Consider the following 18,010-nt stretch of genomic DNA (forward strand, 5'->3'; position numbering starts at 1 on the left):
CGAATGGAAGTGCTGGAGCAGGTACGCACCGAGGTGCTCGGCCATTTCGGTGTCGACGCCGGCGGCGTCGATTCGGCCTCGGTGACGTTCCTCGGGCTGGAACCCATCGAGATTCTGCGGATCGCCGGCGGCGACACCGTGCACTACGCCACGCTCGGCGGTTCGCGGCATCCGATGGGCGATCCCGCTGCGCTGCTTGCGGATCCGGTGCGTGGGCCGCGCGCCGAGCTGGTGCTGACGCTGCGGTCCGGCGTCGGCGCGGCCTCAGGGCTGGCCAAGTCGCTCGGCATCCTGGTCGCCACGCCGTCGGTGGAAGGTGTTGTGCTGCAGGCGGATGCGCTGCTCGACCTGGGGGAGCCGATCTGGCGCGGTGCACCGTTCACGGCGGTTCTCCTCGGCGACAGCGAGATTCCCGACGTGGTGCTGCCGGAACCCGCCGACCCGGTGCGCTACCTCGAGGTCGTTCCGGTCACCGCGACCGAGGCCGCGTGGGTGCGCGTGCGCGGTGCGCAGGCGCTGCGGGACGCGTGGGCCGAGGCGGGCATCGATGTGCACGATCCGGCGCGTGGGGCTGCCTCGCTCTAGAGCCAGTGATTGCGACGGAAGTTGAGGTACAGGCCGACGCAGATGCAGGCGATGAGCACAAGCACCGCCGGATAACCCCAGACCTGCTTCAGCTCCGGCATGTGTTCGAAGTTCATCCCGTAGATACCCGCGATCGCGGTGGGCGCGGCGGCGATCGCGACCCACGCGGAGATCTTGCGCATATCGGTGTTCTGCTGCACACCGACCTTGGCCAGCGCCGCGGTGATCAGCGCGCTCAAGGTGTCGTCGAAGTCGGTGATCCGCTCGGCGACCCCGGTGTGATGGTCGGCGACGTCGCGTAGATAGCGCCGAATCTCCTTGGGCAGCGGCAACTCCGATTTCTGAGCGAGCGCCTGCAGTGGCACCGCGAGCGGATTCACCGCGCGCCGCAGCTCGACGACCTCACGTTTGAGCTGATAGATCGACTCGATGGCGATCTGACTGCGCGGCGTGAAGACCTCCTCTTCCATCGCGTCGATATCGAGCTCCACCGACTGCGCAACCTCGACGTAGGAGTCGACCACATGGTCCGCGATCGCGTGCAGCACCGCGGTGGGGCCGAACATCAACCGGGCCGGTTCGGCCTCCAATTCCTTTCGCAGCGAGGCCAGTTCGGAATGTTCGCCGTGCCGGACGGTGACCACGAACTCGGGGGCGGTGAAGACCATGATCTCGCCGGTTTCGACGATCTCGCTGACACTGTGCAATTCGTGTTCGAGGTAGGCGACGGTCCGCATCACCAATACCAGTGTGTCGTCGTAGCGTTCGAGTTTGGGGCGCTGATGGGCCTTGACCGCGTCCTCGACCGCGAGCGCGTGCAGCCCGAACGTGTCCGCGATATCGGTCATCTGGCCCTCGTCCGGGTCGTGCAAACCGACCCAGACGAAACCCGCGCCCCGATTGCGCACCTCAGCCAACGCGTCCTTGTGCGTGAATCTGCCAGGCAGGCGCCGACCGTCGACGTAGACACCGCAATCGACGATGGCGCGCGCGGTCGGGATCGGGATGCGCGGCAGCCGGTGGGCGGCGCGCCCTGAACTGCGGAACGATGGCAGCGGCGGAATGGATGGCACTTGCCGATGTTACGGCCGGTGCGTTCGCGGAGCCGAGTTTGCGCACTGTAGAACTGGAGACGTGCGCATCGACCTGCATACCCACTCCACCGCGTCCGACGGCACCGACACTCCCGCCGAACTGGTGCGAAACGCGGCTGCGGCAGGCCTCGACATCGTCGCGATCACCGATCACGACACCACCTCCGGGTGGGCGGAGGCGGTGGACGCGCTACCCGATGGGCTGACCCTGGTGCGCGGGATGGAGATGTCGTGCATCGGGCTCGGGGAGGACGGCTGGCCGGTGCCGGTGCATCTGCTCGCCTACCTCTTCGATCCGACCGACCGCAGCTTCGCCGACGAGCGTGAGCGGCTGCGCGCCGAGCGGACCGAGCGGTTGCGCGCGATGGCCGAGCGGATGCGCGCCGACGGGCTGCCGATCGATCCCGACGCGGTGCTCGCCTCGGCCGGTCCGTCCGCCGGTCGTCCGCACCTGGCCAGGGCATTGGTCGAGGCCGGTGTGGTGCCGTCGGTGGATGCGGCGTTCGCCGAACTGCTCGCACCGCACGGCCCTTATTACGCGGAGAAGGCCGATACCCCGCTGCGTCGCGCGGTCGAGATGATCGCGACCGCGGGCGGGGTGAGCGTGCTCGCGCACACCAGGGCGCGCAAGCGCGGGCGTTTGCTCGCGCTGTCGGACATCAGGGAGCTTGCCACGCTCGGGCTCGGTGGCCTGGAGATCGACCACCCCGACCACAGCGCCGAGGATCGTGCCGTCCTGACCGGGCTCGCCGCCGAGCTCGGCCTGCTCACCACCGGTTCGTCGGACTACCACGGCGCGAACAAGACCATCCGGCTCGGTGAATTCACCACCGATCCGGCGCAATACGAGGTACTTGTCGGCAAAGCCACCGGAGTGCCGGTGATCGCCTCGTGAAATTGCTGCGCGGGCTGGCGGGCATGGTCGCCGCCGGCCTGGTCGTGCTCACCCTCGTCGTCATCGGCACCACGATCATCGCTGGACGGCGCGGGTTTCCCGGCCCCGGCGCCGTATCGGTGACCTGGCATGTCGCGGCATCGACGATCGCCGTTGCGGCGCAGATTTATTCGGATAGACATCGTGGTTTCGCGGCCTTTTCTGGATCACTGGTCGTTTTCCTGGCTGCTGGTTTATTGCTCTGGACGCAGTGGTGGAGTTGATATTCCGGTAATGGTTGCGGCCGCGTGAATTGTGGTCGAACATTTCCTTTTGTGAGTCCGCGCAGCGAGCGACCTGAACGGCAACGCGCCGACGTAAGCGAGCGAGTCTTATCTACAACGCGACAGTGCCGATCCGCAGCGGGGCGACCGTGAGCCGACTGGAAACGGATGTGCTCGTTCTCGGCGGTGGGCCCGCCGGAACGTGGGCGGCTTTCGCGGCCGCGGCCACCGGCGCCCGCGTGGTCCTGGTCGACAAGAGCCTCTGCGGCAGCAGCGGGCCGACGGCATTCGGCACCACCTCGCTGTGGAACATCCCGCCCGGCCCGGCGCGCGAGGAGGCGGTGCGCAACGGCTTCGCGCACGGCGGCGGCCTCGGCGATCCCGACCTGATGCACCGGGTGCTCGAGGAGACCCATCAGCGGGTTGAGCAGCTCGTGCGCTGGGGATATCGGTTCCCGGGCGACACGCCCGGGGGTCGCGGCTCGTTGCGTGTCTATTTGGACGGGCCGAGTTACCTACGCCGGATGCGGCGCAGCGCACTCGATGCCGGGGTGCGCATCCTCGACCACCATCCGGCCCTGCAGTTGCTGGTCGATCGCGACGGCGTGGTCGCCGGGGCCACCGGCGTCCAGGAGCGCAACGGGTTCCGGGCATGGACGGTGCACGCCGGCGCGGTGGTGGTGGCCACCGGCGGCTGTGCCTTCCTGTCCGGCGGCGCGGGCACCGATGTCGACACCGGGGACGGCCTGCTGTTCGCGGCCGAGGCCGGTGCGCAGTTGTCGGGCATGGAGTTCTCCAGCGCGTACGGCCTGACGCCCGTCGCGCAGGCGCCGCGGGCGGCGTGCGCGCCCGATCTCGCACTGCATTTCGCGACCCTCTACGACGAGTCGGGCACGGTCATCTCCGGTCGCCGGTCGGCGGCGTTCGCCGCGATCGCCGACGGACGTCAGGTGTACGCGGCGCTCGATGACATGCCGGACGCGATGCGCGGCCTGCTGTCCACGATGGGCGTGGTCGACCGCACGCGGCGGGTACCGCTGCGCGCGGTGCTCGAAGGGACGGTGCGCGGCACGGGCGGTCTGCGGCTCACGGCGGCCGACTGTGCGACGACGGTGGCCGGGCTCTACGGCGCGGGTGATGTCGCGAGCCGGGAGGCGATCACCGGCGCGGTCAGTGGTTTCGGCGGGCAGGGCGGTGCGTGGGCGATCGCCTCGGGCGTGTGGGCAGGCTCCGGCGCCGCGGGCTTCGCGCGCGCCAGGGGCAGGCTGGGCCGGTCCGACGCGGTGCCCGGCGCCGGGCTCAACGCCGTGGCACGCATCGATCCGCGCGCGGTGGTCGGGCTGGTGCAGGAGCACACGCTGCCGCTGCGGCGCAGCTACTGGCGCAGTGCGGGGAGTCTGCGCGACAGCATCGGCGAACTCGACGCCATGTGGCCCGGCGCCGAATTCGACCTCGGCGGAACGGGTGCCGATCGGCTCAGGGCCAGGCAGGCGGCTGCGCTGCTCGCCGTCGCCAGGTGGACCAAGTACAGCGCGCTGGCGCGCACCGAGACGCGCGGCATGCATCGGCGCACCGATCACCCTGGCGCGGCGGACGACTGGCGGGTGCGGCTGATGTCAGGCGGGCTCGACAGCGTGTGGGTGCGCCAGGACGCGCGCACGGTGCCGGTACACGCCGAGCTCACCGCGGTGGAACCCGCCGTGGTCGAGACCGTGACCGCGATGCGTCCCGAGCTCACCGCGGCGGACCCGTTGCCGTTGTGACAGTTGACCGGAGCCACCGACCATGACGCGAGTTTCCGCTTACCTGCGGGTAATTCCGGTCGCCTACCGTGGAAGACACACCCGGCGCGCGCGACCCGACGCACCGGTTTGGCAAGTCGTCCGATCGACTGGCAGAATGTTGCGGATTCCCGTCCCAAGCCACCGCCGGGTATGGGGGCCACGGCGATCTCCGCCTCGCGACGCACCGTCGCGACCCGAGGATCATGCCGCATGTTCTGTCCGGACCCACCCGTCCGGCTCTCGCTTCGCAACTCAGTGCTGCGCCACGCGTCGAATTCCGGTGCAAATCCGTGAACTCGAAACGTCCCGGTCAGCGCACTCGATGAGCATATGAATCACCTAATACCTATTACCCGGTGGTAACCGTCCCCCGGTTTAGTCCGACCCGAGCAGGAGTGAAATCGTGTCACCTGTGACTGACGCACCGAATGCCACTGCCAGCCTTTCCGAAATCACCCACGACGAGATTTTCGCGGGACATCTAGGCGGCAAGCTCTCGGTCGAGCTCTCAGCGCCGCTGGAGACCCAGCGCGACCTCTCGATCGCCTACACCCCCGGCGTCGCTCAGGTGTCCCGCGCGATCGCGACCGACGAGGCGCTGTGCAAGCGCTACACGTGGACCGATCGGCTCGTCGTCGTGGTCAGCGACGGCACCGCGGTGCTCGGCCTCGGCGATATCGGCCCGCGTGCCTCGCTGCCCGTGATGGAGGGCAAGGCCGCGCTGTTCAAGAAGTTCGCCGGGCTGAACTCGATCCCGATCGTGTTGGATACCAAGGACGTCGACGAGATCGTCGAGACGATCGTCCGGCTGCGCCCGAGCTTCGGCGCGGTGAACCTGGAGGACATCTCGGCGCCGCGCTGCTTCGAGGTGGAGAAGCGCCTCATCGAGGCGCTCGACTGCCCCGTGATGCACGACGATCAGCACGGCACCGCCATCGTGGTGCTCGCCGCGCTCAACGGCGCCGCCAAGGTGCAGGGCCGTGGCATCGACGGGCTGAAGGTCGTGGTGTCCGGTGCGGGCGCGGCCGGTGTCGCGTGCACCAACATCCTGCTCGCCGCGGGCGTGCGTGATGTGACCGTGCTCGACTCGAAGGGCATCGTCAGCCGCGAGCGCAGCGACCTCAACGCGGTGAAGTCCGAACTGGCACAGCGCACCAACCCGCGCGGGCTCAACGGCGGCGCCGCGGAGGCGCTGGCCGGCGCCGATGTGTTCCTCGGCCTGTCCGCGGGCCTGATCGCCGAGGAGGTCATCGCGTCGATGGCGCCCGAGGCGATCGTGTTCGCCATGTCCAACCCGGATCCGGAGATCCACCCGGACGTGGCGCGCAAGTACGCCGCGATCGTGGCCACCGGCCGCAGCGACTTCCCGAACCAGATCAACAACGTGCTCGCCTTCCCCGGCGTCTTCAAGGGCGCGCTCGACGCGGGCGCCCGCCGCATCACCGAGGGCATGAAGATCGCCGCCGCGGACGCCATCCTCAGCGTGGTCGCCGACGAGCTCGGCCCGGAGAAGATCGTCCCGAGCCCGCTCGACCCGCGGGTGGCTCCGGCCGTCGCCGAGGCCGTCGCGGCCGCCGCGCGCGCCGAGGGCGTCGCGTAATCCACTAGCGCACAACAACAGCCGTGCCACCCGAATCCGGGTGGCACGGCTGTTTGTTTCCATCGGTAGGCGTCTGAGCCGAGCGGATCACTTCGGCCGCTGAGGCGGAGTGCATCTGCCGGCGCGCCTGGACGCAGACGATTGATCAGTGGGGGATCGACACCGCGGAGACGAAGTGGGCTATTTCGGCGTCGGTGAGGTTCTTGGCGATATCGGATTCGCAGATCATGCCGACCAGGCGCTTGTTCGCGTCGACGACGGGGAGTCGTTTGATCTGGTCGCGTTCCATGAGGTCGAGTACTTCGCGGACGTCGGCGTCGGCGGATACCCACCGCGGAGTGCCCTGGGCGAGGTCGCCGCACCTAATCTTGCTCGGATCATGGCCTGCGGCAACACATTTCACCACGATATCGCGGTCGGTCAGCATGCCGATCAGCCGATCGTCGTTGCCGATCGGCAAGGCGCCGACATCGAGCCTGCGCATCAGCTGCGCGGCGCGGTCGAGCGTCTCGTCGGCGGGGATCCACGTCGCGTCCTTGTGCATGATGTCGCGAGCCTTCATGGAGCGAGTGTTCACAGCGCAACCTCCTGGTCTCCGGGTGGACTAACCCGCAGGATTCGAGGTTTTCGCAGGTCTCGACGCGTGCGCCACGACTCCTACGGCCTCGTCACATCGTGGTCCACATCGGCGGCGCGGTCAATGCCGAGGGCACGAGGGCCCGCCATTCGTGATGGCGGGCCCTCGTCCGTTGTTCCGGCATCGGGTGCCTACCCGGCCATGGCCCGGTCCTTGGTCTCCACCAGTGCCCAGGTGCAGCCGAGGCTGAGCACGCCGATGCCCGCGAGCATGAGGCCGATGGCGTAGCTGCCGAAGGACGACGCGAGCGGGGTGGCGATCAGCGGCGGGATGGCGCCGCCGAGCACGCCCGCCAGGTTGTAGGCGAGTCCTGCGCCGGTGTAGCGGTAGCGGGTCTTGAACATCTCCGGCAGCAGCGCGCCGCACGGGCCGTAGGCGATGCCGTAGATCGACATGGTGACCAGGATGGCGATCACGAAGGCGACCTGCGACTTGGTGTCCAGGATCGGGAACAGTGCCAGTGCCCAGATCACGGCGAGGATGCACGAGGCCAGGATGACCCGCCGCCTGCCGAACCGGTCGGAGTACATGGCCGACAGGATGATCACCGCACCGAACACCACCGCGGCGCCGACGCCGACGGTCAGCACGAACGGCCTGCTGAATCCCAGTGTCTTGGTGCCGTAGCTGGTGAGATACGCGGTGCCCATATAGAAGAAGGCGAACAGCGTGGCCAGCGAACCGGCGCCGAGCAGGATCTCCTTGGTCTGGAAGCGCCATGCGTCGAGGAACGGCAGGGTGTTGGGCTTCTGCTGCTGATCTTCGCGTGCCCGCTGCGCCTGGTTGGCGCGGAAGACCGGCGTCTCCTCGATGGCGAGGCGCATGTACAGGCCGATGGCGACGAGCACGAAGGAGAAGACGAACGGAATGCGCCAGCCCCAGTTGAGGAAGGTGTCGTTCTTGTCGCCGAGTACCGCGCCGGTGATGAGGAAGGTGCCCGACGACAGCGCGTAGGCGAACGGCGGACCCAGTTGCGGGAACATCGCGTAGAACCCGCGCCTGCCCGTCGGCGCGTACTCGGCGGTCAGCAGTGTCGCGCCCGCCCATTCACCGCCGACCGCGAACCCTTGGCCGAATCGCAAGGCCACCAAGATGATCGGGGCGACGACGCCGAGGGTGGCCGCGCCGGGTAGCAGGCCGATCGCCACGGTGCTGATGCCCATCAGCAGCAGCGTCGAGATGAGCGTCTTCTTGCGACCGATCCGATCGCCGTAGTGGCCGAACAGCATTGCGCCGAACGGGCGGGCGATGAAGGCGACGGCGAACGTCGCGAACGAGGCGACCGTGCCGGCTGTCGATCCGAGTGCGGGGAAGAAGACCTTCGGGAAGACCAGGGCGGCCGCGGTGCCGTAGATGAAGTAGTCGTACCACTCGATCGTGGTACCGATACAACTCGCCACGGCGACTCTGCGCACACTCGTGCTCGGCACGAGCACCGTTGTCTCAGCAGGAGACACACTCATCATTTGTTCCTCTTTTCAAGCCCGCGCGCGGCCCGGATGGACCGCACTGGGTGAAAGAAAAATAGTGATGTGGCTCACTGTTGTGCTACCCCCGAAAAGGGGTAAAAGACAAGCTCATCGGTTGCGGCGCAACCGTCCCGTCCCCGGCGTACTCGCCCAGGTGGCGAAGGCGAGCAGACCGTCGAGAAACATGGCGAGTACGGCGACGAGTAGCGCGCCGACCATGACCCGGTCATAGCGGTAGAGGCTCAGCCCGTCGAAGATATAGCGGCCGAGGCCACCGAGGTTGACGTAGGCGGCGATGGTCGCGGTGGCGACCACCTGAAGCGTGGCGCCGCGCAGCCCGGTGAGCAGGATCGGCATCGCGTTGGGCACCTCGACGCGGAACAGGATCTGGCGCTCGGTCATCCCCATGGCGCGCGAGGCATCCACGACATCGGCAGGCACATTGGCGATTCCGGCGTAGGCGCCGGCCAGCAGCGGCGGGATGCCGACCGTGACGAGCGCGAGCAGCGGCGGGATCAAGCCGAGGCCGAGCAGCAGCACCATGAAGGTGAGCAGGCCGAGGGTGGGCAGCGCGCGCATCGCGTTGGCGAAGCCGACGAGCAGCGCGGCGCCGCGCCGGGTATGGCCGATGACCAGGCCGAGCGGCACCGCGACCACCGCGGAGGCGGCGACCGCCAGGAAGCTGTACCAGAGGTGCTGGGCGATACGGGTTTCGATGCCGGCGGGGCCGTTCCAGTTGGTGCCGTCGGTCAGGTAGTGCCAGGCGTCGATGAATACATTCACGCGCCAACCCCTTTCGCCTGCGCCGCCCTGGTGTCGGCGCGCAGCCACGGTGTCGCGGCGCGGCCCAGGACGAACACCAGCCGGTCGAAAAGCAGTGCGAGCGCGAGCGTCACGATGATCCCCGCGACGATCTCGTCCGGATAGTCGCGCTGATAGCCCTGGGTGAACAGCTTGCCGAGCCCGCCGACGCCGATCAGCGCGCCGACGGAGACCATGGCGATATTGGTGACGACAACGACCCGCAGGCTGGACACGAAAACCGGTACGGCCAAGGGCATGTCGACGGTCAGCGTGCGGCGCAGCGGCCCGTAGCCGACCGCGTCGGCGGCGTCGACGATCATCGGCGACACCGAATCCAGCGCCGCGGGCACCGCGATCACCAGCAGCGCCGTCGAATAGATGGTGAGCGCGATGATCACGTTCAGCGGATCGATGGCGGTGAGCCCGGCCAGCGGCGGGATGATCACGAACAGCGCCAGCGAGGGAATGGTGTAGGACAGGCTGGCGACGGTCACCGTGATCCGCCGCAGCCACGGCACCCGACGGATCAACGCGCCCACCGGAATCGCGATCACCAGGCCGAGAATCAGCGGCACCAGCGCCAGATACAGGTGCGTCTTCGTGTAGCCGAAGATCTCGCCGGAGTTGTCGACCAGATACTCGACCGCGCCGCGCAGCAGCCGCATCAGACCCCGTCCTTCGCCGGACTGTCCTTCGTCAGTGTCAGCCCGTGCTCGTAGGCCTCCCTGTTGCGTGCCGCGTCCTCGGTGGCGCGCTGCGCGGCCAGCTGCTGGAGCACCTCGGTGGCGAGCACGCCGCCGCGCACGGCGCCCGAATCATCCACGGCGACACCGATACCCGACGGTGAGGAGATCGCCGCGTCCAGTGCCTGGCGCAGGTCGCCGGTGGGCGTGAACAGCGATCCGCCCGCGGACATGCTCTCGGCGAGCGCCCGCCCCGCGCGCAGTGATTCCACGCCGGTCACATCGACCCAGCCGCTCGGCTTGCCCGCGGCGTCGACCACGAGCACCCAGTCGCCGCGTTCGAGGCGAAGTGCCTTCACCTCGTCCGCGGTGGCGGTGCGGATCTCGTGCAGCGTGACGTCATCGGCGGTGCGGAAGGACAGTCCGCGATAGCCGCGGTCGCGCCCGACGAAGTCGGCGACGAAATCCGTTGCCGGCTGGGCGAGTACGTGCGCGGGTGCGTCGTATTGCTGGAGTACGCCGCCGCGCCCGAACACCGCGACCCGGTCACCGAGGGTGATCGCCTCATCGATGTCGTGCGTGACGAAGACGATGGTCTTGCGCAATTCGGCCTGCAGCCTTTGCATTTCGGCCTGCAGTTCGGCGCGGACCACCGGATCGACGGCGCTGAACGGCTCGTCCATCAGCAGCACCGGCGGGTCGGCGGCCAGCGCCCTGGCCACCCCGACCCGCTGCTGCTGCCCGCCGGACAGCTGTGCCGGATACCGCTGCGCCATCGACCGATCCAGCCCGACCCGGTCCAGTACCTCCAGCGCGGCGGCCCTGGCGGCGCGGCGCGAATCACCGCGCAGCACCGGCACGGTCGCGACATTGTCGACGACCGTGCGGTGGGGTAGCAGCCCGCCGCTCTGGATCACATACCCGATGCCGAGCCGCAACTTCACCGGATCGACGGTCGAGATGTCCTGTCCGGCAATGGTGATGCTGCCCGCGCTCGGCTGGATCATCCGGTTGATCATCCGCATCGATGTGGTCTTACCGCAGCCGGACGGGCCGACGAATACGGTGAACGAACCGGATTCGATGCGCAGATCCAGGTCGGTGACGGCGTGTGTGCCGTCCGGATAGGTCTTGCTGATACCGCGGAATTCGATATCCGACACGCCTGGCTCCTTACCCGACGGGCTTGTTCAGCCCCTGCGCGGCCACCCATGCCGCCGCGGCGGCCTTGGGCTCGGTCTTGCTGCTGCCCGATACGGCCTCGTTCAGCTTGATCAGCTCGTCGGTGGTCAGTTTGGCCGACACCGCGTTCAGCACGGCGAGCGACTTGTCCGTCTTCTTCGCGGCGTTGAACAGCGGGACCACGTTCTGCGCGGGGAAGTTGTGCTTCGGATCCGCGAGCACCACAAGGTCGTTCTGCTTGATCGCGGGGGAGGTGGTGAAGATGTTGGCCGCGGTCACCTGGCCGTCGACCAGCGCGCGCACGGTCGCGGGGCCGCCGCCGTCGGCGATCGGCACGAAGTTGTTCGCGGCGATATCGAGGCTGTAGTTCTTCTTCAGCCCGGGCAGCCCGCCGGCGCGCTCCTGGAATTCCGCGGGCGCACCGAATTTCACCTCGGCCGAGTGCGCGGCCAGATCGGCGATGGTCTTCAGGTTCCAGCGCTCCGCGGTCGCCTTGGTGACAACGACGGCGTCGGAATCCTCACCGGGCGCCGGTGTCCCGATGGCGAGATCGGCGCCGAGCGCGGACTTCAGCGCGGCGTTGACGTCCGCGGCGCTGGTCGCGGTGGCGCCCTTGTCCAGGTACTGCAGCAGGTTGCCGTTGTACTCGGGGATCACCGAGATCGCGCACTGGCGCACGGCGGGCACATAGGCCTCCCTGCTGCCGATGTTGAGCTTGGTGTCCACCTTGAAGTTGTTGGCGCGCAACGCTTCGGCGTATACATTGGCGACCGTCTCGGATTCCGGGAAGTTCGCCGAGCCGACGGTGAGCCCGTCGCCGTCGCAGTTGCCCTTGCTCGCCAGCGGATCGGAGTTACCACACGCGGACAGGATCATCGCCGCCGCCAGCGCGGCGGCGGCGACTAGGAAGCGAGTGGCGCGCAGCGTCAGCCGCAGCGCCGGGTTCTCGAGCAGGGCGCTGCGCCCGTGCCTCGCGGCATCGGGGGTGAACGTGGTCTTCACAGGGGTCCTTCCGGCAGGGCGGGCGGTGCGAGGTACGAAGGGCGGCACGGCCACCGGTACATTCTGGATGTCCATACTGCCTGCTGCAGGGTGATCCTTGCTGGCTGTCGTCCTCTTCGGAGAGTTGGTGTCGCCGGATGGTGTTGACCGCGTCGGGGCGGGTGCTGGCTCGGCTACTGGTCGCCGCGGTCGCCGCACTGGCCGTGGCCTGCGGAAATGATGAGTCCGGCGCGATGATCGCGGTCGGCGCCGGTGATTCCGCCGAGTCGAGAGTACTGGCCGAGATCTACGCGGGCGCGCTGGCGCGCACCGGCGCGCGGGTCTCCGTCGAGGAGCGCCTCGGCCAGCGTGACGCGCAACTGGCCGCACTGGACTCGGGCCGCGTCGCCCTGCTCGGCGAGCACAGCGGTGCGCTGCTCGCCTTCCTCGACTCCAGTTCCCAGGCGCGGGTCCCGGAGAAGGTGACGGCCGCGCTGAATCGCGCGCTCCCCGAAGGGCTCGCGGTCGCCGATCCGGCGGACGGCACCGATATGCGCCCCCGCGTCCTGCTCACCGCCGAGTCGGCCACCCGCGACGGCGTGCGCGCCCTCGGCGATCTCGCACCGCGCTGCGGCACGCTGACCGCGGGCACGGCCCCCGTACCCGGCCTGCTCGAGTTGCCCGCCGCGCTGAACCAGGTGCCGAGCTGTCCGTTCGCCGGGACGGCGTCGCTCTCCGGGCCCGAGCTGGTGCGCAGGGCGCTGCTGAACGGTGACGCGCAGGTCGGCGTGCTGTCCGGGCCGCCGACCGTCGACCCGGCGGTGCTCGACGGGCTGGTCGTGCTCGCCGACCCCGACTACGTGCTGCGCGCGCAGAACGTGCTGCCGGTGTATCGCAAGGGCGCGCTGGACGAGCGGCGCGTCAAGAAGCTGAATTACGTTGCGGGCGAACTGACCACCGATGAGCTGGTGGCGATGGTGCGCCGGGTGCTCGAACAGCAGGCGGCGCCCGCCGAGCTCGCCCGCGCCTGGCTGGACGCGCACGGGCTCTGACCCGCTCTTCCGGGCGGCACAGGATGACTCCTGTGCCGCCCATCACTTTTTCGGGGGAGAGATCCGTCTTGTCGGTGGAATGCTCCGCGTCGTATATTCCACGCGGAGTATTTGGTGTGGAGCATGTCGGAGGTCGTGGCTAGCGTGCTGGTCCATGGGTTCGACGGCTCGGTAGGACAGGGAGGTACAGAAGTGGAGCAGCAAGCGCACGCCTCGGTGACACCGCTGGCGATCGCTGTGCTCGCGCTGCTCGAAGAGCGGCCGATGCATCCGTACGAGATGTATCAAATGCTGATCGGCCGCCGGGAGGACATGCTGGTGAAAGTGCGTCCCGGCTCGCTGTACCACACGGTGGCGCGACTCGCCGAGCGCGAACTGGTCAGCGCCGAAGGTGTTGACCGCGAAGGCAATCGGCCCGAGCGCACCACCTACCGCATCACCGAGGCGGGCCGCACGGCGCTGAAGACCAGGATCGCGGAGATTCTGCGGGTCCCCGCGGCCGAGTACCCGGTGTTCCCGGTGGCGCTGGCCGAGGCACACAATTTGCATATGCCGGACGTAGTCGCGCTACTGCGCGAGCGGGTCGAGCACCTGGACAACGATCTCGCCGACGTCGAGATGATGAACGTCTGGGCGGACAACAGCGCGGTGCCGCGCCGCTACTGGATCGTGCTGCCCTATCTGCGGGCCATGCTGGCCGCCGAGATCGCGTGGATCAAACAGTTGATCGCCGACCTCGACAGCGGCGCGCTGGAGTGGGAGCAGTTCGACGCGATCAGCGGTCATCGGACCTCCGAGCACGAGCACACGTGGCCGGATCCCGATCACACCCAGCCGCCGCCCGTGCCACGCCGCACGACACGCAATCACCGTGACGCGGCCGAAACACCCCAACTTCCCTAATCCGGACCATCCGAGACAGGAATCCGAATCCATGGCTACTCAACGCAATCCGTGGCTGGCGCTATCCGCGCTGGTCGTCGGCTTCTTCATGATCCTGCTGGATATGACCGTCGTCGCGGTCGCGAACCCGGACATCATGCGGGACCTGGACGCCGACATCAACAAGGTGATCTGGGTGACCAGCGCCTACCTGCTCGCCTACGCGGTGCCACTGCTGATCACCGGGCGGCTCGGTGACCGCTTCGGCCCCAAGAACCTCTATCTGATCGGCTTGGCCGTGTTCACCGCCGCGTCGCTGTGGTGTGGCCTGTCCGGCTCGATCACCATGCTGATCGCGGCGCGTGCCGTGCAGGGTCTCGGCGCCGCGTTGATGACGCCGCAGACGATGGCGGTGATCACCAGGACCTTCCCGCCGGACCGGCGCGGTGCGGCGATGGGCCTGTGGGGCGGTGTGGCCGGTCTCGCCACGCTGGTCGGCCCGATCCTCGGCGGCGTACTCGTCGACTGGAAGGGCTGGCAGTGGATCTTTTTCATCAACATCCCGATCGGCGTCATCGCCTTCGCGCTGGCCGTCTGGCTGGTGCCCGCGCTGGAGACGCATCCGCACAAGTTCGATATTCCGGGCGTCGTGCTCAGCGGCGTCGGCATGTTCCTGCTGGTGTTCGGCATCCAGGAGGGCAATACCCGCGATTGGGACGGGCTGATCTGGGCACTGATCATCGCCGGCCTGGTGGTGCTCGCCGCGTTCGTGGTCAATCAGTCCCGCAACACCGGTGAGCCGCTGGTGCCGCTGTCACTGTTCAAGGACCGCAACTTCGCGCTGTCCAGCGTCGCGATCGCCGCGATGGGCGCCGCGGTCACCTCGATGATGGTGCCGTCGTACTTCTATCTGCAAGGGGTGCGCGAACTCTCGCCGACCAAGTCGGCACTGGTCTTCGCGCCGATGGCGATCGTCACCGGCATCTGCGCGCCGTTCATCGGCAAGTTCGCCGACCGGCTGCACCCGAGGATCGTGCCGACCGTCGGCTTCGCGCTGTTCGCGGTGTCGACCTTCTGGTTCGCCGTGCTGATGACGCCGGATTCGTCGATCATCTGGTTCCTGCTCTCGGCCGGACTCGGCGGTTTCGCCAACGCCTGCATCTGGGCGCCGCTCGCCTCGACCGCGACGCACAACCTGCCGATCCAGCAGGCGGGCGCGGGCGCCGGTGTCTACAACACCACCCGCCAGGTGGGTTCGGTGCTCGGCAGCGCGGCGATCAGCGCGCTGATCTCGGCTCGCATCTCCGCCAACGGCCTCGGCGGTGGCGGCAAGGTGTCCGAAGGCGCCGGGGGCGTGATTCCCGAGTTCATCAAGGCACCGTTCAGCACCGCGCTCGGCCAGTCGCTGTTCCTTCCGGCGGGCATCCTGGTGATCGGTGTCATCGCCTCGGCCCTGTTCGTTCGTCACGGACAGTCGATGGCGGGGGCGAAGGACAAGAGCGAACCCCAGGTAGCTCAACTCACGCACTGAGCCATACGCCCCGGCGACCCGCACGCATTTCCGTGCAGGCGCCGGGAGCGTCAGCGCACCAGTCCGGACAATCGATTCCAGTCGAGCTTGATAGGGATCGGCATATCGATGGTTGTTTCATCACCCGTCGGTTCGATCCGATCATGCAGGCGGTAGTAGTCGAGGGTGTGATCGAGCACGTAGATCTCGATGGACGCGACCTGATTGTCAGCTATCCAGACGATCCAGTACCAGGGAATCCCAGCCAGAGCGTATTCGGCTTTTTTCTCGGCGACATCGATCTTCTCGGTTCCTGGGGAAACGACCTCGATAGCCAGCTTCACCATCGCCGCGGGCAGTGGGCGCAAATCCTCTGGGGCGCAGTCGTATAGTGCGGCATCGGGTCGCCGGATAGTTGCGGTGGGCAACTCCCAGAGGACGACGTCGAAATCGGTGTCGACGTCCAAACAGGTATTTCGATCGCGACTCATGTGTGACTCCGCAGCTGACTCCACCATATCGGCGAGCCTGCGCGCGGCCTTCTGGTGTGGGCGTCGCGGTGACTCGGCTCGGACAGCCTCGCCGTTGACGACCTCGACCAGACGACAGAAATCCTCCGGAAGTTCTTTCCAGATCGCCACCGTGATCGGTTCGGGTTGCAGGTTCTCCTCACGCGCCCAATCGAATACGGCGGACATGCTGCGCTCCTCGGGGACGGGCAACCAATACGGCATTGATCCTATCCTGGGCGCGGCCGTTGATCGCTGGTCGCACCCTCGATCCGATGTGGCCGCGGTGCAGGTCAGGCGACCTGGACGGGGATTTGGGCGTAGCCGGTGGCGCCGTCGGGGATGACGTCCACGCGTTCGGCGGTTTGGGTTTCGCCGGTGCCGTCGGTGGCGCGGGCGCGGATGGTGTGGGCACCGGGGGTGGCGTCCCAGTCGAAAATCCATTGGCGCCAGGTATCCGCGGATTGATCGGCGGCAAGGCGGGCGGGTTGCCAAGGGCCGTTGTCGATTTGGACCTCGACGCCGCGGATGCCGCGATGCTGGGCCCAGGCGACGCCTGCGATGGGGATGCGGCCTGCGGAGACACGGCTGCGGGCGCGGGGGGTGTCGATGCGGGTCGCGGTCTTGATCGGGCCGTAGGCGGACCAGCCGCGGCGGGTCCAGTATGCGGTGGCGCGGTCGAAGCGGGTGATCTCGAGTTCGGTCACCCACTTGGTGGCGGAGACGTAGCCGTAGAGGCCTGGCACCACGAGGCGGGCCGGGTAGCCGTGCTGCACCGGGAGCGGTTCGCCGTTCATGCCGACGGCGAGCAGTGCGTCGCGCCCGTCGGTGAGCACCGACAGGGGGCTGCCCGCGGTCCAGCCGTCGGCGCTGTGCGAGAGCACCATATCGGCGTCCGGATGCGGGCCCGCCTCGGCGATCAGCTCATCGAGGCGATACCCGAGCCACTTCGCGTTGCCGACCAGATCGCCGCCGATCGGATTGGATACGCACGCCAGCGTGACCAGCTTCTCCACCGCCTGCCGGTTCGCCAAATCCGCCCAGGTGAGCCGGATTTCGCGATCCACCATGCCATGAATCCGCAGCGACCAGTCGTCCACCGACACCTGCGGCACGATCAGCGCGGTATCGATCCGATAGAAGTCCGCGTTCGACGTCAGATACGGCGTCAACCCCGGCACCCGCAAATCCGCCTCCGGCGCGATCGACACCGGCGCCCCACCGGGCCGCGGCAAGTCCACCGCCGCCCGCTCCCCGGACACATCCCGCCGCGCCGCTCCGAGTAGCCGTCCACCGACTCCCGCGGCCACCGCCAATGCCGCGGTAATTCCGATGCCGCGCAACACCTGCCGCCGCTCGAATGCTCCAGTGCGCGGGATCGAGCCGGACGGCGTTTGCGCAGGTGTTGTCACCGGCGATCCGGGCGTTGCGGTGTCGCCCGTCGCCGTCGCGTCCGTGCCGCGGTGCGCGTCCATGGTTTCAGTGAGTTGTGTTGTCGCGCTGGTGCTTTGTGGTGCCGACGGGTCGGTGCCCGGCGTTTCGGTTGTTCGCGCTGCCGAGGTTTCGGCGGTGTCGATGTGGGTGGTGAGCCAGCGGAGGGCGTAGATGCCGGCGATGACGCCGATGATGACGGGGAGGGCGGCGGTCAGGCCGGAGCGGCTGAGCGCGAAGGCGGCGGTGATCAGGCCGAAGGCGGCGAGGATGGTGGAGCCCGCGGCACGGCTGGTGCGTTCGACGGCGCCGGCCAGGCAGGCGACCAGGAAGGCGACGATCGCCATGCCGATATAGAGCACCGTCTTGTCGTTGGTGCCGAAGCTGGTGATGGCCCATTCGCGCACACCGTCGGGCGTGTGGTCGACGACGACCTTGCCGAGCACATTCAATGGTTCGCTGTCGGGACCGAAGAGCGCCGCCAGTAGCTCGGCGACACCGAGCGTCAACCCCGCGGCGACGACCCCAGCCCCCACCCGCAGTCGCAGATCGGCCATGAACCTGAGCGTACTGCCGCACCGCCGTCTGGAGTATGACCATTCCATGACGCGCCCCACCCCCGCCGAGAGCAGTCGAATGGTCCTTGTTT

The 18,010-nt window shown here is 68.1% G+C and carries 17 protein-coding genes; 8 read left to right on the top strand and 9 right to left on the bottom strand.

Translation table 11 applies throughout. The features are described 5' to 3' along the window. Positions 1-3 precede the first annotated feature (3 nt). On the top strand, positions 4-585 hold the full coding sequence (locus ACIG5A_RS32795; protein WP_397247224.1) for a suppressor of fused domain protein: 582 nt from the start codon (positions 4-6) through the stop codon (positions 583-585). On the opposite strand, the gene ACIG5A_RS32800 is transcribed toward ACIG5A_RS32795, so the two are convergent. Beyond that, on the bottom strand, positions 582-1,658 hold the full coding sequence (locus tag ACIG5A_RS32800) for a magnesium and cobalt transport protein CorA (RefSeq protein ID WP_397247226.1): 1,077 nt from the start codon (positions 1,656-1,658) through the stop codon (positions 582-584). The two genes, ACIG5A_RS32795 and ACIG5A_RS32800, sit on opposite strands and share 4 nt — an antisense overlap. Before the next feature lie 61 nt (positions 1,659-1,719). Between ACIG5A_RS32800 and ACIG5A_RS32805 the strand changes: the two genes are divergently transcribed. The 4 genes from ACIG5A_RS32805 (at position 1,720) to ACIG5A_RS32820 (ending at position 6,221) form a co-directional block, all read left to right on the top strand. Continuing rightward, the gene (locus tag ACIG5A_RS32805) at positions 1,720-2,574 is read left to right on the top strand and encodes a PHP domain-containing protein (protein WP_397247228.1); all 855 of its coding nucleotides are present in this window, start codon (positions 1,720-1,722) and stop codon (positions 2,572-2,574) included. Then, the gene (locus tag ACIG5A_RS32810) at positions 2,571-2,837 is read left to right on the top strand and encodes a hypothetical protein (protein ID WP_397247230.1); all 267 of its coding nucleotides are present in this window, start codon (positions 2,571-2,573) and stop codon (positions 2,835-2,837) included. Before ACIG5A_RS32805 ends, ACIG5A_RS32810 begins: the two co-directional genes overlap by 4 nt. A 149-nt stretch (positions 2,838-2,986) precedes the next feature. Further along, positions 2,987-4,600, top strand: coding sequence for an FAD-binding protein (locus ACIG5A_RS32815; protein WP_397247232.1), 1,614 nt, complete (start codon positions 2,987-2,989; stop codon positions 4,598-4,600). Positions 4,601-5,024: 424 nt separating this feature from the next. After that, on the top strand, positions 5,025-6,221 hold the full coding sequence (locus ACIG5A_RS32820) for an NADP-dependent malic enzyme (RefSeq protein WP_397247234.1): 1,197 nt from the start codon (positions 5,025-5,027) through the stop codon (positions 6,219-6,221). Positions 6,222-6,366: 145 nt separating this feature from the next. On the opposite strand, the gene ACIG5A_RS32825 is transcribed toward ACIG5A_RS32820, so the two are convergent. From ACIG5A_RS32825 to ACIG5A_RS32850, 6 genes are all read right to left on the bottom strand, one after another. Continuing rightward, the gene (locus tag ACIG5A_RS32825; RefSeq protein WP_397247236.1) at positions 6,367-6,783 is read right to left on the bottom strand and encodes a CBS domain-containing protein; all 417 of its coding nucleotides are present in this window, start codon (positions 6,781-6,783) and stop codon (positions 6,367-6,369) included. A gap of 206 nt (positions 6,784-6,989) precedes the next feature. Next, positions 6,990-8,324 carry an MFS transporter gene (locus tag ACIG5A_RS32830; RefSeq protein WP_397247238.1) on the bottom strand — a complete coding sequence of 445 codons (1,335 nt, stop codon included), beginning with the start codon at positions 8,322-8,324 and terminating at the stop codon, positions 6,990-6,992. Positions 8,325-8,435: 111 nt separating this feature from the next. Next, complete coding sequence (locus ACIG5A_RS32835) at positions 8,436-9,110, bottom strand: ABC transporter permease (RefSeq protein ID WP_397247240.1); 675 nt, start codon at positions 9,108-9,110, stop codon at positions 8,436-8,438. Then, positions 9,107-9,796 (bottom strand): ABC transporter permease, encoded by a 690-nt coding sequence (locus ACIG5A_RS32840; RefSeq protein WP_397247242.1) that lies wholly within the window; start codon positions 9,794-9,796, stop codon positions 9,107-9,109. Before ACIG5A_RS32840 ends, ACIG5A_RS32835 begins: the two co-directional genes overlap by 4 nt. Beyond that, the gene (locus ACIG5A_RS32845; RefSeq protein ID WP_397247244.1) at positions 9,796-10,977 is read right to left on the bottom strand and encodes an ABC transporter ATP-binding protein; all 1,182 of its coding nucleotides are present in this window, start codon (positions 10,975-10,977) and stop codon (positions 9,796-9,798) included. The genes ACIG5A_RS32840 and ACIG5A_RS32845 overlap by 1 nt, the downstream gene beginning before the upstream one ends. A gap of 10 nt (positions 10,978-10,987) precedes the next feature. Further along, a complete protein-coding gene (locus tag ACIG5A_RS32850; protein WP_397247989.1) occupies positions 10,988-11,872 on the bottom strand; it encodes an ABC transporter substrate-binding protein in 885 nt (294 codons plus the stop codon). 263 nt (positions 11,873-12,135) lie between these two features. On the opposite strand from ACIG5A_RS32850, the gene ACIG5A_RS32855 reads away from it, so the two are divergent. The 3 genes from ACIG5A_RS32855 (at position 12,136) to ACIG5A_RS32865 (ending at position 15,442) form a co-directional block, all read left to right on the top strand. After that, a complete protein-coding gene (locus tag ACIG5A_RS32855; protein WP_397247246.1) occupies positions 12,136-13,029 on the top strand; it encodes an ABC transporter substrate-binding protein in 894 nt (297 codons plus the stop codon). A gap of 192 nt (positions 13,030-13,221) precedes the next feature. Next, entirely contained in the window at positions 13,222-13,932 is a 711-nt protein-coding gene (locus ACIG5A_RS32860) for a PadR family transcriptional regulator (RefSeq protein ID WP_397247248.1), read from the top strand. A gap of 31 nt (positions 13,933-13,963) precedes the next feature. Continuing rightward, complete coding sequence (locus ACIG5A_RS32865; protein ID WP_397247250.1) at positions 13,964-15,442, top strand: DHA2 family efflux MFS transporter permease subunit; 1,479 nt, start codon at positions 13,964-13,966, stop codon at positions 15,440-15,442. 50 nt (positions 15,443-15,492) lie between these two features. Here ACIG5A_RS32865 and ACIG5A_RS32870 read toward each other — a convergent pair whose 3' ends face one another. Continuing rightward, complete coding sequence (locus ACIG5A_RS32870; RefSeq protein WP_397247252.1) at positions 15,493-16,119, bottom strand: Uma2 family endonuclease; 627 nt, start codon at positions 16,117-16,119, stop codon at positions 15,493-15,495. A 104-nt stretch (positions 16,120-16,223) separates the two neighbouring features. Beyond that, a complete protein-coding gene (locus tag ACIG5A_RS32875; RefSeq protein WP_397247254.1) occupies positions 16,224-17,918 on the bottom strand; it encodes a molybdopterin-dependent oxidoreductase in 1,695 nt (564 codons plus the stop codon). Positions 17,919-18,010: the final 92 nt, after the last annotated feature.

Source organism: Nocardia sp. NPDC052566 (assembly GCF_044547285.1).
Classification (GTDB): Bacteria; Actinomycetota; Actinomycetes; order Mycobacteriales; family Mycobacteriaceae; genus Nocardia.

Coding starts and splice junctions, on each gene's coding strand:
- ACIG5A_RS32830 (WP_397247238.1), bottom strand. CDS start 8,324: ATGATGAGTGTGTCTCCTGCTGAGACAACGGTGCTCGTGCCGAGCACG.
- ACIG5A_RS32850 (WP_397247989.1), bottom strand. CDS start 11,872: ATGATCCTGTCCGCGTGTGGTAACTCCGATCCGCTGGCGAGCAAGGGC.
- ACIG5A_RS32795 (WP_397247224.1), top strand. CDS start 4: ATGGAAGTGCTGGAGCAGGTACGCACCGAGGTGCTCGGCCATTTCGGT.
- ACIG5A_RS32875 (WP_397247254.1), bottom strand. CDS start 17,918: ATGGCCGATCTGCGACTGCGGGTGGGGGCTGGGGTCGTCGCCGCGGGG.
- ACIG5A_RS32855 (WP_397247246.1), top strand. CDS start 12,136: ATGGTGTTGACCGCGTCGGGGCGGGTGCTGGCTCGGCTACTGGTCGCC.
- ACIG5A_RS32825 (WP_397247236.1), bottom strand. CDS start 6,783: ATGAAGGCTCGCGACATCATGCACAAGGACGCGACGTGGATCCCCGCC.
- ACIG5A_RS32840 (WP_397247242.1), bottom strand. CDS start 9,796: ATGCGGCTGCTGCGCGGCGCGGTCGAGTATCTGGTCGACAACTCCGGC.
- ACIG5A_RS32865 (WP_397247250.1), top strand. CDS start 13,964: ATGGCTACTCAACGCAATCCGTGGCTGGCGCTATCCGCGCTGGTCGTC.
- ACIG5A_RS32870 (WP_397247252.1), bottom strand. CDS start 16,119: ATGTCCGCCGTATTCGATTGGGCGCGTGAGGAGAACCTGCAACCCGAA.